The 13,514-nt window shown below is 62.2% G+C and carries 13 protein-coding genes; 7 read left to right on the forward strand and 6 right to left on the reverse strand.

The window, feature by feature from the left end; all coding sequences use genetic code 11:
- The 3 genes from WCL58_RS18750 to WCL58_RS18760 are packed head-to-tail and all read left to right on the forward strand — an operon-like array spanning window position 1 to window position 3,201.
- Complete coding sequence (locus WCL58_RS18750) at window positions 1-954, forward strand: ABC transporter permease (protein WP_060424425.1); 954 nt, start codon at window positions 1-3, stop codon at window positions 952-954.
- Between the two features lie 10 nt (window positions 955-964).
- Entirely contained in the window at window positions 965-2,602 is a 1,638-nt protein-coding gene (locus WCL58_RS18755; protein ID WP_087762443.1) for an FGGY-family carbohydrate kinase, read from the forward strand.
- Window positions 2,602-3,201, forward strand: coding sequence for an SIS domain-containing protein (locus WCL58_RS18760; RefSeq protein ID WP_336851478.1), 600 nt, complete (start codon window positions 2,602-2,604; stop codon window positions 3,199-3,201). Before WCL58_RS18755 ends, WCL58_RS18760 begins: the two co-directional genes overlap by 1 nt.
- Before the next feature lie 28 nt (window positions 3,202-3,229).
- On the opposite strand, the gene rsmJ is transcribed toward WCL58_RS18760, so the two are convergent.
- The 4 genes from rsmJ to WCL58_RS18780 all read right to left on the reverse strand — a co-directional run bounded on the left by rsmJ (window position 3,230) and on the right by WCL58_RS18780 (window position 7,028).
- Window positions 3,230-3,976: a 16S rRNA (guanine(1516)-N(2))-methyltransferase RsmJ gene (rsmJ, locus tag WCL58_RS18765; protein ID WP_033649385.1), complete on the reverse strand. Its 747-nt coding sequence runs from the start codon at window positions 3,974-3,976 to the stop codon at window positions 3,230-3,232.
- 8 nt (window positions 3,977-3,984) lie between these two features.
- A complete protein-coding gene (gene prlC / locus WCL58_RS18770) occupies window positions 3,985-6,027 on the reverse strand; it encodes an oligopeptidase A (RefSeq protein WP_149571556.1) in 2,043 nt (680 codons plus the stop codon).
- A gap of 118 nt (window positions 6,028-6,145) precedes the next feature.
- Window positions 6,146-6,607 carry an HIT family protein gene (locus tag WCL58_RS18775; protein ID WP_336851479.1) on the reverse strand — a complete coding sequence of 154 codons (462 nt, stop codon included), beginning with the start codon at window positions 6,605-6,607 and terminating at the stop codon, window positions 6,146-6,148.
- Between the two features lie 16 nt (window positions 6,608-6,623).
- Complete coding sequence (locus tag WCL58_RS18780) at window positions 6,624-7,028, reverse strand: ASCH domain-containing protein (protein ID WP_336851480.1); 405 nt, start codon at window positions 7,026-7,028, stop codon at window positions 6,624-6,626.
- 135 nt (window positions 7,029-7,163) lie between these two features.
- Between WCL58_RS18780 and WCL58_RS18785 the strand changes: the two genes are divergently transcribed.
- From WCL58_RS18785 to WCL58_RS18800, 4 genes are all read left to right on the forward strand, one after another.
- Window positions 7,164-8,006, forward strand: a complete 843-nt coding sequence (locus WCL58_RS18785) for a 23S rRNA (adenine(2030)-N(6))-methyltransferase RlmJ (RefSeq protein ID WP_004931012.1) — start codon at window positions 7,164-7,166, stop codon at window positions 8,004-8,006.
- Window positions 8,007-8,136: 130 nt separating this feature from the next.
- Window positions 8,137-9,489, forward strand: a complete 1,353-nt coding sequence (gene gorA / locus WCL58_RS18790; RefSeq protein WP_197824447.1) for a glutathione-disulfide reductase — start codon at window positions 8,137-8,139, stop codon at window positions 9,487-9,489.
- Window positions 9,490-9,646: 157 nt separating this feature from the next.
- On the forward strand, window positions 9,647-10,141 hold the full coding sequence (locus tag WCL58_RS18795; RefSeq protein ID WP_141972010.1) for a molybdopterin-dependent oxidoreductase: 495 nt from the start codon (window positions 9,647-9,649) through the stop codon (window positions 10,139-10,141).
- Window positions 10,138-11,922, forward strand: a complete 1,785-nt coding sequence (locus WCL58_RS18800; protein WP_336851481.1) for an ATP-binding response regulator — start codon at window positions 10,138-10,140, stop codon at window positions 11,920-11,922. Before WCL58_RS18795 ends, WCL58_RS18800 begins: the two co-directional genes overlap by 4 nt.
- Here the strand turns inward: WCL58_RS18800 and WCL58_RS18805 are convergent.
- Both WCL58_RS18805 and WCL58_RS18810 read right to left on the reverse strand, forming a co-directional pair.
- Complete coding sequence (locus WCL58_RS18805; RefSeq protein WP_141972005.1) at window positions 11,912-12,763, reverse strand: helix-turn-helix domain-containing protein; 852 nt, start codon at window positions 12,761-12,763, stop codon at window positions 11,912-11,914. The two genes, WCL58_RS18800 and WCL58_RS18805, sit on opposite strands and share 11 nt — an antisense overlap.
- Window positions 12,764-13,216: 453 nt before the next feature.
- Window positions 13,217-13,514, reverse strand: a 298-nt coding sequence (locus WCL58_RS18810) for an autotransporter outer membrane beta-barrel domain-containing protein (RefSeq protein WP_162057017.1), incomplete at its 5' end; no start/stop codon positions are given.

A 13,514-nucleotide genomic window follows, 5' to 3' on the forward strand; every position in this document is an offset into this window, starting at 1 on the left:
ATGACGCAGTTAACTCGGTTGATCCCAAGCGATCGGATCATTCGCCTGCAGGGCGCGATCATCATCGCGGTGGCGCTGCTCTTCGCCGGGCTGCTCGGATCGCGCTTCTTCAGCCTCGGTAACTTCCAGTCGATCGCCTCGCAGCTGCCGATCCTCGGCCTGCTGGCGCTCGGCATGGGCATCACCATGCTGACCGGCGGCATCAACCTGTCGATCATCGCCGGCGCCAACGCCTGTTCGCTGGTGATGGCGGCGATCATCGTCAGCCATCCCGACCAGCCGCTGTTCCTGGCGCTGGCGCTGTTGGCCGGCCTGCTGGTGGCGGTGGCGATCGGCGCGCTGAACGGCGCGCTGGTGGCCTGGATCGGCGTCTCGCCAATCCTCGCCTCGCTCGGCACCATGACGCTGATCACCGGCCTGAATATCCTGCTGTCCAACGGCGCGGTGATCTCCGGCTTCCCGGCAGCGATTCAATTTCTCGGCAACGGCGCCGTGCTCGGCGTGCCGGTGGCGCTGATCCTGTTCCTGCTGGTGGCGGCCGGGCTGTGGCTGCTGCTGGAGCACACCACGCTGGGCCGCAGCCTGTACCTGATCGGCTCTAACGAACAGGCCACCCGCTTCAGCGGCGTGAACACCGCACGGGTGCAGATCGCGGTGTATATCCTGTCGGCGCTGCTCGGCTGGGGCGCCGCCCTGCTGATGATGGCCAAGTTCAACTCGGCCAAGGCCGGCTACGGCGAATCTTATCTGCTGGTGACCATTCTGGCCTCGGTGCTGGGCGGCATTAACCCGGACGGCGGTTTCGGCCGTATTCTGGGGCTGGTGCTGGCGCTGATCGTGCTGCAAATGTTGGAAAGCGGCCTCAATCTGCTGGGGGTCAGCAGCTACCTGACCATGGCCCTGTGGGGCGGCGTGCTGATCCTGTTTATCGCGTTACAGAATCGAAAAGCCTGAGGAGAAAATAATGGCGAGCTATTTTATTGGCGTAGATGTGGGCACCGGAAGCGCGCGCGCGGGCGTATTCGATCTCAATGGCCACATGGTCGGTCAGGCCAGCCGGGCCATCGATCTGTACCGGCCGAAGGCGGATTTCGTCGAGCAGTCGTCGGATAACATCTGGCAGGCGGTGTGCAATGCGGTGCGCGACGCGGTCAACCAGGCCGACATCAACCCGATCCAGGTCAAGGGGCTGGGCTTCGACGCCACCTGTTCGCTGGTGGTGCTGGATAAAGAGGGCAAGCCGCTGACCGTCAGCCCCTCCGGCCGCACCGAACAGAACATCATCGTGTGGATGGATCACCGGGCGATCGCCCAGGCCGAGCGCATCAACGCCACCAAACACCGGGTGCTGGACTTCGTCGGCGGCATCATTTCGCCGGAGATGCAGACGCCGAAACTGCTGTGGCTGAAACAGCACATGCCCACCACCTGGGCCAACGCCGGTTACCTGTTCGATCTGCCGGACTTCCTCACCTGGCGCGCCACCCAGGACGCCACCCGTTCGCTGTGCTCGACGGTGTGCAAGTGGACCTATCTCGGCCACGAACAGCGCTGGGACAAGAGCTACTTCCAGCAGATCGGGCTGGAAGACGTGCTGGAACATGACGCGGCCAAGATCGGCAGCGACGTCAAAATGATGGGCGAGCCGCTGGGCCACGGCCTGACCCAGCGCGCCGCCAGCGAGATGGGGCTGATCGCCGGTACGGCGGTGAGCGTGTCGATCATCGACGCCCACGCCGGCACCCTCGGCACGCTGGGCGCCACCGGCGTCTCCGGCGAGGTGGCCGACTTCAACCGCCGCGTCGCGCTGATCGGCGGCACCTCCACCGGCCACATGGCGATGTCGCGCACCGCTCGCTTTATCGGCGGCGTCTGGGGGCCGTATTACTCGGCGATCCTGCCGGAATACTGGCTGAACGAGGGCGGCCAGTCCGCCACCGGCGCGCTGATCGACCACGTCATCCAGTCGCACCCGTGCTACCCGGAGCTGCTGGCGCAGGCGAAAACCCAGGGACAGACCATCTATGAAGTGCTGAACGCCATTCTGCGCCGCATGGCCGGCGAGCCGGAGAATATCGCCTTCCTGACGCAGGACATCCATATGCTGCCGTACTTCCACGGCAACCGCTCGCCGCGCGCCAACCCGACGCTGACCGGCATCCTGACCGGGCTGAAGCTGTCGCGCACGCCGGAGGACATGGCGCTGCACTACCTGGCCACCATTCAGGCCATCGCGCTCGGCACCCGCCACATCATCGAAACCATGAACCACAGCGGCTACAGCATCGACACCATCATGGCCAGCGGCGGCGGCACCAAGAACCCGATCTTCGTGCAGGAGCACGCCAACGCCACCGGCTGCGCCATGCTGCTGCCGGAGGAGAGCGAAGCGATGCTGCTGGGCGGCGCCATGATGGGCACCGTGGCGGCGGGCGTGTTCGACACCCTGCCGGAGGCGATGAGCGCCATGAGCCGCATCGGCAAGACGGTCACGCCGCAGACCAACCAGATAAAAAGCTACTACGACCGCAAATACCGGGTATTCCACGAGCTGTACAACGACCACATGAAATACCGCCGGTTGATGCAGGAGGAGGCGTGATGCAGCAGGAATGGCGGCAGGCCGTGCAGGGTTGGCAAACCTACAGCCAGGAGCTGGCGCAGCTGGGCGAGCGCCTCGACGCGCGCACCTGGCAACGGCTGCTGGCGCTGCTGGCCGACTGCCGCGGTAAAATCGCCGTCACCGGCGTCGGCACCTCGGGGATTGCGGCGCGCAAGATAGCCCACATGCTGGCCTGCGTGGAACGGCCGGCGGTCTACCTCGACGCCACCGGCGCGGCGCACGGCGATCTGGGTTTTCTGCGCGCCGACGATCTGCTGATCCTGATCTCGCGCGGCGGCAATTCCGACGAGCTGACCCGCCTGCTGCCAACGCTGCAGGCCAAGGGCGTGACGCTGATCGCGGTGACGGAAAACCCGCATTCCGCCATCGCGCTGGCGGCGCAGCTGACGATCGCCACCGGGGTGCAAAAGGAGATAGATCCGCTGAACATGCTGGCCACCACCTCAATTGTGCTGGTGCTGGCGATCTTCGACGCCGCCTGCGCCTGCCTGATGGCGCGCAGCGGTTACGACAAGGAGGCCTTGCTGGCGGTGCATCCGGGCGGCGGCGTGGGGAAAAGTTTGCGGGAGGAAAACTGAGGGCCCGACACCGCGGGCCCGGCAGACATTACAGCGGCATGTAGATATCGAAACGGTGGCTTTTGGTCAGCGTGGCGGCGTGCGCCGGCACGTCGGCCAGCGGCGGCGCGTAGTCCGGACGTTTCACCACCACGCGCTTGGTCGCCAGGCGGCGCGCCGGCTCCAGCAGGCCGTCGGCGTCATCGTCGCTGCCCACCAGCGATTGAAACACCCGCATCTCTTTTTTCACCAGCGCGCTTTTTTGCTTGTGCGGGAACATCGGATCGAGATACACCACCTCGGGGCGCGGGCTGAGATCCGCCAGCGCCGTCAGGCTGGAGGCGTGCAGCAGCGTCAGACGCTCGCGCAGCCACGGGCCGATTTCCGCATCCTGATAGCCACGCTGCAGACCGTCGTCCAGCAACGCCGCCACCACCGGATTGCGCTCCAGCATCCGTACCCGGCAGCCCAGCGCCGCCAGCACGAAGGCGTCGCGCCCCAGCCCGGCGGTAGCGTCCACCACGTCCGGCAGATAGCTGCCCTTGATGCCGACCGCTTTGGCCACCGCCTCGCCGCGGCCGCCGCCGAAGCGGCGCCGGTGCGCCATGGCGCCGGAGACGAAATCGACGTAGATCCCGCCGAGCTTCGGCTCGTCGCGCTTGCGCAGCTCCAGCCGCTGCGGGGTCAGTACCAGCGCCATCGGCGCGTCGTCGTCGGACGTCAGCTGCCAGCGCTGCGCCAAAACAGACAAGGCGCCGGGATCGGCGCCTGCTTCACACAATAAACACACGCTCACGTGTCGGGTTATCCTTTAATGCCGTAATGGCGCAGCATAGCATCCAGCTGCGGCTCGCGGCCACGGAAGCGTTTGAACAGCGCCATCGGCTCTTCCGACCCGCCGCGCGACAGGATGTTGTCGAGGAAGGATTTGCCGGTTTCGGCGTTGAAAATCCCCTCTTCTTCGAAGCGCGAGTAGGCGTCGGCCGACAGCACTTCCGCCCACAGGTAGCTGTAGTAACCCGCCGCGTAGCCGCCGGCGAAGATGTGGCTGAAGGCGTGCGGGAAGCGGCCCCAGCTTGGCGAAGGCACCACCGCCACCATTTTCTTCACTTCCGCCAGCGTCGGCAGGATCTGCGCCCCTTTTTCCGGGCTGTATTCGAAGTGCATGCGGAAATCGAACAGGCCGAACTCCAGCTGGCGCAGGATGAACAGCGCCGCCTGGTAATTCTTGGCCGCCAGCAGCTTGTCGAGCATGGCCTTCGGCAGCGGCTCGCCGCTCTGGTAGTGGCCCGAGATAAACGCCAGCGCTTCCGGCTCCCAGCACCAGTTTTCCATAAACTGGCTCGGCAGTTCGACCGCATCCCACGGTACCCCGTTGATGCCGGAGACGCCGGCGGTATCGATCTGCGTCAGCATGTGGTGCAGACCGTGGCCGAACTCGTGGAACAGCGTGGTCACTTCGTTATGGGTGAACAGCGCCGGCTGGTCGCCCAGCGGGCGGTTGAAGTTGCAGGTCAGGTAAGCGACCGGTTTTTGCAGCGTGCCGTCGGCCTTGCGCAGGCTGCCGACGCAGTCGTCCATCCAGGCGCCGCCGCGTTTGTTTTCGCGGGCGTACAGATCGAGGTAGAAGCTGCCGCGCAGCTCGCCGTCGGCGTCGAACAGATCGAAGAAACGCACGTCCGGATGCCAGGTCTCCACGTCTTTACGCTCTTTGGCGGTGATGCCGTAAATGCGTTTCACCACTTCGAACAGCCCTTCCACCACCCGCTGCTCCGGGAAGTACGGGCGCAGCTGCTCGTCGCTGATGGAGAACAGGTGCTGCTTCTGTTTTTCGCCGTAATAGGTGATGTCCCAGGCTTCGAGCTCGTCCACGCCATAGTGCTGTTTGGCGAAGGCGCGCAGCTGCGCCAGCTCCTGCTCGGCCTGCGGGCGGGCGCGCTTGGCCAGATCGCTCAGGAAACCGATCACCTGCTCCGGGCTCTCCGCCATTTTGGTCGCCAGCGACTTGTCGGCGTAGGTATCGAAGCCCAGCAGCTGAGCCAGCTCGTGGCGCAGCGCCAGCGTTTCCGCCATCACTTCGCTGTTGTCCCATTTGCCGGCGTTCGGCCCCTGATCGGAGGCGCGGGTGGCGAAGGCGCGGTACATCTCTTCGCGCAGCGCGCGGTTGTCGGCGTAGGTCAACACCGGCAGGTAGCTCGGCATGTCCAGCGTCAGCAGCCAGCCGTCCTGCTCTTTGGCCTGCGCCATCGCCTGTGCCTGCGCCAGAGCGCTCTCCGGCAGGCCGCTCAGCTCGGCTTCGTCGGTAATCAGTTTGCTCCAGCCCATGGTGGCGTCGAGCACGTTGTTGCTGTAGGTGGAACCCAGTTCGGACAGGCGCGCGACGATCTCGCCGTAGCGCTGCTGTTTATCCGCCGACAGGCCGATGCCCGACAGTTCGAAATCGCGCAGCGCGTTGTCCACCGCCTTGCGCTGCGGCACGCTCAGCGCCTCGAACGCCGCGCCTTCTTTCAGGCTGCGGTAGGCCTGGTACAGCCCTTCGTGCTGGCCAACCCAGGTGCCGTATTCAGACAGCAGCGGCAGCGCCTGCTCATAGGCGGCGCGCAGCTCCGGGCTGTTTTTCACCGAGTTCAGGTGCCCGATCGGCGACCAGATGCGCGACAGGCGATCGTCCGACTCCGCCAGCGGCTGACACAGATTATCCCAGGTGAACGGCCCCGGCTGCGCGACCACGCGCTCTACCGCGGCGCGGCAGTCCGCCAGCGCGGATTGCACCGCAGGCACGATATCTTCAGGGCGGATCGCCGAGAACGGCGGCAGGGAAAACGGGGTCAGCAACGGATTTGTCATAGGGCAGTCCTGATTAGCGTTGGGGCCCGCCGCGGGGGCGAGCCTTAAAATGCGTATGAATCTCTAACATGGAGCCAGACAACAGGAAAATCAATGCCCGGCGTTGATCGTTCGTGCCTTAAACGGCGCTTTGGCGGATGCGGGCGGCCAGCGCCGCCAGCCGATCGTCGTCGGCGCGCGCGGCGTCGTGGGAGGAGATATAGCCCTCGTAACGTTCGAAAAACTTCGGCGAGGTCGATTCGATCGGCCGCCATTGATCCAGCGACGCGGTGCCGTGCAGCGGGATCAGTTTGGCATGCACATGGTCGACGCCGTAGCCCTCGAACACCATGCCGCAGCGGCCGACGTCGTCGAACGCGCGGTCCAGCTGCTTCGCCACCCGCTTGGTCGCCAGCATCAGCGCGCTCAACACCTCGTCCGGCAGGTCAAAGGCGTAGCTCGGGTGGTGCACCTTGGGGATCACCACGCTGAAACCGTCGGTGTTGGGAAAGATGGACAGGAAGGCCAGATGGTCGTCGTCTTCCCAGATTTTATGGCACGGCGCCTTGCCCGCCACGATGTCGCAAAAAATGCAGCTCATCCTTTCTCCTTGTGATTCACAGTGTTTCAACCCGTTCGAACTCTTCGAACACCAGCCACATGTCCGGCGCAAAAGTGCCCTCGCGGGTAAAGAACGCCTGATGCCCCTCGCGCCAAAACGCCAGGCTTTTGTCGCCTTCGCCCTCTTTGGCCGCCATCTCGGCGGTCACCTGGTCGTAGCGCACCAGGCGCAGCGCCAGGGTTTTGATCACGCAGGCCGGTTCGCCGCGGCCGTCGAGAATAATGCTATCGTCGCCGATCATCGGCGTTTGCTCCCGGCGATAGCTCGCATAGGAACTGCAGGTGGCGGTTTTATCCCCGCTCAGCACCAATTCCAGCAGTTCGTCGGCTAACGCGGGGCCGTCGCCGAACGCCCAGCGCGCCGCGTCGGGGTAATTCGCCAAAATCGCCTGTTTGCTCATCGTCCTGTCCCTTTCTGTTAACGTCTGCGGCAACGGAGTCCGGTTTTTCCCGGCCAGACAGTTTATACTGTGCAGATTATAAGCCTTATTGCATTGAATGCTCCGTCTGCGGAGCACAAGGAATCGCCACCCGTCATGTTAAGTTATCGCCACAGTTTCCACGCCGGCAACCACGCCGACGTGCTCAAGCACACCGTTCAGAGCCTGATCATCGAGTCGCTGAAGGAAAAAGAGAAGCCGTTCCTGTATCTGGATACCCACTCGGGCGCGGGCCGTTATCAGCTCAGCGGCGAACACGCCGAGCGCACCGGCGAATACCTGGAAGGCATCGGCTTGCTGTGGCAGCGCGACGATCTGCCGGAAGAGCTGGCGGCCTACATGAGCGTGGTGCACAACTTCAACCGTTCCGGCACGCTGCGCTACTACCCCGGTTCGCCGCTGATCGCCCGCCAGCTGCTGCGCCCGCAGGACAAAATTCACCTGACCGAGCTGCACCCGAGCGACTACCCGCTGCTGCGCAGCGAGTTCCAGAAAGACGAACGCGCCAAAGTGCAGCGCGCCGACGGCTATCAGCAGCTGAAATCCCAGCTGCCGCCCCTGTCGCGCCGCGGCCTGATCCTGATGGACCCGCCGTATGAAATGAAGACCGATTACCAGGACGTGGTCAAAGGCATTCAGGAAGGCTACAAGCGTTTCGCCACCGGCACTTACGCGCTGTGGTACCCGGTGGTGATGCGCCAGCAGATCAAACGCATGCTGCGCGATCTGGAAGCCACCGGCATTCGCCGCATTCTGCAGATCGAACTGGCGGTGAAACCCGACAGCGATCAGCGCGGCATGACCGCCTCCGGCATGATCGTCATCAACCCGCCGTGGAAGCTGGAACAGCAGATGAAAAACGTGCTGCCGTGGCTGCACAAGGTGCTGGTGCCGTCGGGCATCGGCCACCATCTGGTGAACTGGGTGGTACCGGAATAATCCCCGGCAGGGCGCGGTTCGCCGCGCCCTGCGTCCACCTATCGCAGCCATCGACGCAATCTTTGCGACAAACCCCGGTCAGGCGTTAAACTCTTACCCTCTTCAAATTCACAACTCATGGAAATCCCAGATGACGAAACATTACGATTATCTAGCAATTGGCGGCGGCAGCGGCGGTATCGCATCGATCAACCGGGCAGCCATGTACGGCCAAAAGTGTGCGCTGATTGAAGCCAAAGAGCTGGGCGGCACCTGTGTAAACGTGGGTTGTGTACCGAAAAAAGTCATGTGGCACGCGGCGCAGATCGCCGAGGCCATCCATCAGTACGGCCCGGACTACGGCTTCGACACCACCGTCAACGCCTTCGACTGGAAGAAGCTGGTCGCCAACCGCACCGCCTATATCGACCGCATCCACAACTCCTACGACAACGTGCTGGGCAAGAACAAGGTCGACGTGATCAAAGGCTTCGCGCGCTTCGTGGATGCGCACACCGTGGAAGTGAACGGCGAGACCATCACCGCCGACCACATCCTGATCGCCACCGGCGGCCGCCCGAGCCACCCGGCTATTCCGGGTGCGGAATACGGCATCGACTCCGACGGATTCTTTGAGCTGGACGCCATGCCGAAGCGCGTCGCCGTAGTCGGCGCCGGCTATATCGCCGTGGAGATCGCCGGCGTGCTGAACGCGCTGGGCGCGGAAACGCACCTGTTCGTGCGCAAGCACGCGCCGCTGCGCAGCTTCGATCCGATGATCGTCGAAACCCTGGTGGAAGTGATGAACACCGAAGGGCCGAGCCTGCACACCGAATCGGTGCCGAAAGCGATCGTCAAGAACGCCGACGGCAGCCTGACGCTGCAGCTGGAAAACGGCAAGGCATTCACCGTCGACTGCCTGATCTGGGCCATCGGCCGCGAACCGGCGACCGACAACCTGAACCTCGGCGTTACCGGGGTGAAGACCAACGAGCAAGGCTACATTGACGTCGATAAGTTCCAGAATACCAACGTCAAAGGCATCTACGCGGTGGGCGACAACACCGGCGCGGTAGAGCTGACCCCGGTCGCCGTGGCCGCCGGCCGCCGCCTGTCCGAGCGCCTGTTCAACAACAAGCCGGACGAGCACCTGGATTACAGCAACATCGCCACCGTGGTGTTCAGCCACCCGCCGATCGGCACCATCGGCCTGACCGAGCCGGAAGCCATCGAGAAGTTCGGGGCGGACAACGTGAAGGTGTACAAATCCTCCTTCACCGCCATGTACAGCGCCGTGACGCAGCACCGTCAGCCGTGCCGCATGAAGCTGGTGTGCGCGGGTAAGGAAGAGAAGATCGTCGGCCTGCACGGCATCGGCTTCGGCATGGACGAAATCCTGCAGGGCTTCGCGGTGGCGGTGAAGATGGGCGCCACCAAGAAGGACTTCGACAACACCGTGGCTATCCACCCGACCGCGGCGGAAGAGTTCGTCACCATGCGCTAACCCCTGCGGTTAGCCCACTCACAGGCCGGGTAAATACCGGCCTGTTCTTTTTGTGCGGTTTACTATTCCCTTCGCACCCGCCTGCTTTTTCTGCCATTATTCTGCCTGATAAATTAGCGGGACTGATACAACCTCCCCGCGCCTCTGGAGAACACCGATGCTGTTCAAACTATGCAAAACCCTTGCGATGGCCTGCGTGGCCCTGATTATCGCCCAGAGCAGCGCGCTCAGCTTTACCCTGGAAGTGGCGGGCAAGATCGACAACGTGACCGACCCGGTCAAAAAAAGCTATCTGTTCACCGACAAGCAACTGTTGGCGATGCCGCTGCACAGCATCACCACCTCCACGTCCTGGACGCCGCAGAGAAAGTTTGAAGGGATTTCAGTGGCTGACATCCTGGAGCGCGTCGGCGCCAAGGGCGAAACGCTGACCTTCTACGCGCTGAACGATTATTACATCGACGTGCCGCTGTCCGACGTCAAGAAGTACAACATGATCCTGGCCTACAAGATGGACGGGGAGATGTTGAAGCTTAGAAACTTCGGCCCGCTGTTCCTGGTGTACCCGCGAGACGCCGCCGGGCCTGAGCTGAACTCGCCGTTATACAACTCGCGCTTTATCTGGCAAGTCGACAGGATCGTGATCAAATGAAGCTGACGACCTTTAAGCACGGCAGCAGACTGGCGATCCCGGCCATCTTCGCCGCGCTGTTTTTGGTGGCGTCGACCGTCACGCTCTATTACTACAGCGCCACCCTGTCGAAGAAAGGGCTGTATGCCATCGCCGGCACGCAGGAGAACTACTCGTGGTCGATCGCCAAGTTCTCCATCAAGCTGGCGGAATTCGACACCTTCGTCGAGCAGCAGAGCCACGCTCCGCAGGTGGACAACGACAATCTGCGGCTGCGGTTCGAAATCCTCTATTCGCGCTTTTACGTGCTGGAAACCGTCTCCGAATCGACCCAGCCGCTGTACGCCGAGCCGGGTTACCCGGAAGTGGTCAAACAGATGCGTCTGCAGATGGATCGCATCGATAAGCTGCTGGACAGCCCGAAAATCGACTTCGACCAGGTTTTCGCCGCCATGAAGGCCATCAAGCCTTATTCCATCGAAATGGCCAACCTGACCGACCACGCCGAGGTGAAGCAGCGTACCGCCGCCTATGAGGACTACATCGAGAAACGGCACATCATTTTCTATGGGTTGGTGATCGTCATGTTCTCGGTGATTGCGTTGATCGCCATCACCCTGATCGTGTTCCGCCAGCAGCGGCTGACCATTCGCCAACAGGCCAAGGCGATTGAGGCGGAGAAAGCGACCCGCACCAAAAATGCTTTCCTCGGCGCGATCGGCCACGAGCTGCGCACCTCATTGCAGAGCGTGATGTCAGCCATCGACGTGCTGGTGAATACCCGAGTGTCGGCGGAGCATGCGGATACCTTCCAACGGCTGGAGACCGCCGCGCAGCAAATCGAAAGCCAGATGAAAGATCTGACCGACTACGCGCACCTCGACAGCGGCATGATGGAATTGCGCATCGTGCCATTCGACGCGCAGAAGCTGATTGCGGAGACCGCCAACGAAATCGCCACCCTGACCCGCAAAGAGCAGGTCAAACTGAGCTGCGAAGTGGAGTGCAGCCACCTGCTGGTGCACTCCGATCCGCTGCGCATCCGGCAGATTATCGTCAACCTGTTGACCAACGCCTACAAATACACCGAAAGCGGCAGCATCACGCTGCACAGCTGCCTGCGCCGCCAACCCGGCGGCAGTTCGTTGATCATCGAAGTGACCGACACCGGCATCGGTATCGAAAAAGACCAGCTCGATCAGATCTTCAAACCCTTTACCCAGCTGGATCAGTCGCATACCAAGCAGTATGCGGGCGTGGGAATGGGGCTGGCGATCGTGCACGGCCTGGTGACATTGCTCGACGGCACCATCACGGTGTACAGCGAAATCAAGAAGGGCAGCACCTTTATCGTCAGTATTCCGGTGCAGATCAGTGAAGACGAACGTGCCGACGAACCCGCCGCCGCCAATGCCTCTTTGCAGCAGAAGCCGCAGCAGGTCCTGGTGGTGGATGACAACAAGTCGGTGGGTGACGCCTTTGCGGCGCTATTGGACAAGTTGGGCTATCAGCACGAACTGTGCGACTCGCCGGAACGCGCGTTGCAGAAGCTGCTTAGACGCCCTTACGACGCGCTGTTGCTGGATCTGCAAATGCCGGGCATCGACGGTGCCGCCCTGGCCAGGCAGCTGCGCAACCGTCGCGGCCCCAACCGCCATGTGCCGATCATCGGCATCAGCGCCTACACGCCGGAGCAGCTGACGGCGGACCAGCGCGCCCTGTTCGACAACTACCTGATGAAGCCGGTCCGGCTGGATGCGCTGTCGAGTGCGCTGGCCGAGGTGTTCCCCGCTAAAGATTAAAACAGCGTTGCAGTGCGGCTTCGATCACATGGAGCCGCACCGGCTTTTCATAAGGGCCGAGCACGTCATACTCACGCATCGCCTGAGCGATCTCCGACTCGCGTCGGTCGGTCCCCAGCTCCCCGGTCAGCACCAGTACCGGCGCATCCGGGTTGTCGGAGGCGCGGATAGTGGCAATACAGCGATCCGCCGTTTCCTCACCGATCAGCCAGTCCACCACGTAGCCGTCGAACAGGCTTTGCTGCAACGCCAGGCAGAAGCTGTCGACGTCATAAAACGCCACCGCGTTGAAACCGCAGCCGCCGAGGTACTTGGCCAGCTCATCGGCCGCCTGATGCGAATCGTCCAATACCGCAATGCTCAGCCGCTCGTCGTCGCCGTAGCCGGGCCGGATTTCGATCAAATCGACGCCGTAACGCGGGCCTGCCGGTGCCTCATCGGCGCGATAGATATGCCACTGTCCTTCCACGCGCAGCGCCACAAATTCCGCCGGCCGCCCGGCAGGAAGCTCATCGCCGATGTGCCCGACGCAAGGTATCGCCACCCCCGCCACGACAAAGATGGCATCGCGCGCCATGTTGGGTTCGGGCGTCTCGTGTTCGGCGCTCAAATCGGCGATCGCCGCCGGCGTTTCTCCCAGCGCGGCCGCGACGCTGTTGATCTGTTCCAGCGTCCAGGGGCTTTGCCCTTTCAGTTTGCGGTGCGCATGTGAAAAACTCAGATCCAAGATGCGGCTGAGCTCTCGGGCATGCTGACGTTTTCCAATCCCGTAATGTAAAAACAGCTCTCTGACCCGATTGGCAATCGACTGTGAATCGAATTTTTGGTGATTGTTATCCATTTGTTCCTTCGATTTTTTTACTGATTTATCAGTCGTTTTGATTATTTCCGCTGAAAAAGCCACATCTAAAACTAGCATCTGATGCAATTATGCGTTAAAAACGTTGCTTGACATACCATGTTGCATCGTCAAACATGGTATCAAAAGAGACATACAGCAATACACTATAAAAAATAACACCAGCACGTTTTTAATAATAACCATAGTAACACCAGGGAAAATTTGTTCCGTTGCCGCTACTGAGACGATGATCACATCGCTCGGACTGCACAAGCAAAACGGGGCTTGAGCCTTTAGCGCTAATCTGTTTTACCCACTTTTGAGCCGGGATCCGTCAGGGTCCCGGTTTTTTATTGCCCTGGCGCCGCGCCATCATACGGACTCACCTCGCAGCCGCAAATAAAAACGGAGCCGGCATGCCGGCTCCGTTGTCATTGTGATGACCGTTGAAGGTCAGAAGCGCCAGGTGAAACCGGCGTTGACGCTGTTGTCCTGATGGTTCTGCGACAGCAGCCCGCCGTAGCCCAGCGACAGCGTGGCGTTTTCGTTCACCGCCACTTCCGCCCCCGCCTTCAGCACCATCCCGTCGCGCGATACCGGCACGCTGTCCACCACGAACGGCGCATTGCCGCCGTTGAACCGCAGCCCGGTGCCTCGCTCCAGACCGCCGTACTGGTGTTGCCACCCCAGCTCGCTGCGCAGCGCCACCGTCGTGCCCGCGCTCACCTGCCATTCGGTGTCCGCACGCAGA

It is taken from the genome of Serratia sp. TMDUHS_CL (assembly GCF_037137105.1).
In the GTDB taxonomy this organism is placed as follows: Bacteria; Pseudomonadota; Gammaproteobacteria; order Enterobacterales; family Enterobacteriaceae; genus Serratia; species Serratia nevei.

What these genes read in the sequence shown, in the direction of transcription:
- WCL58_RS18750 (WP_060424425.1), top strand. Translation starts at nt 1, where the DNA reads ATGACGCAGTTAACTCGGTTGATCCCAAGCGATCGGATCATTCGCCTG.
- WCL58_RS18755 (WP_087762443.1), top strand. Translation starts at nt 965, where the DNA reads ATGGCGAGCTATTTTATTGGCGTAGATGTGGGCACCGGAAGCGCGCGC.
- WCL58_RS18760 (WP_336851478.1), top strand. Translation starts at nt 2,602, where the DNA reads ATGCAGCAGGAATGGCGGCAGGCCGTGCAGGGTTGGCAAACCTACAGC.
- prlC (WP_149571556.1), bottom strand. Translation starts at nt 6,027, where the DNA reads ATGACAAATCCGTTGCTGACCCCGTTTTCCCTGCCGCCGTTCTCGGCG.
- WCL58_RS18775 (WP_336851479.1), bottom strand. Translation starts at nt 6,607, where the DNA reads ATGAGCTGCATTTTTTGCGACATCGTGGCGGGCAAGGCGCCGTGCCAT.
- WCL58_RS18780 (WP_336851480.1), bottom strand. Translation starts at nt 7,028, where the DNA reads ATGAGCAAACAGGCGATTTTGGCGAATTACCCCGACGCGGCGCGCTGG.
- WCL58_RS18785 (WP_004931012.1), top strand. Translation starts at nt 7,164, where the DNA reads ATGTTAAGTTATCGCCACAGTTTCCACGCCGGCAACCACGCCGACGTG.
- gorA (WP_197824447.1), top strand. Translation starts at nt 8,137, where the DNA reads ATGACGAAACATTACGATTATCTAGCAATTGGCGGCGGCAGCGGCGGT.
- WCL58_RS18795 (WP_141972010.1), top strand. Translation starts at nt 9,647, where the DNA reads ATGCTGTTCAAACTATGCAAAACCCTTGCGATGGCCTGCGTGGCCCTG.
- WCL58_RS18800 (WP_336851481.1), top strand. Translation starts at nt 10,138, where the DNA reads ATGAAGCTGACGACCTTTAAGCACGGCAGCAGACTGGCGATCCCGGCC.
- WCL58_RS18805 (WP_141972005.1), bottom strand. Translation starts at nt 12,763, where the DNA reads ATGGATAACAATCACCAAAAATTCGATTCACAGTCGATTGCCAATCGG.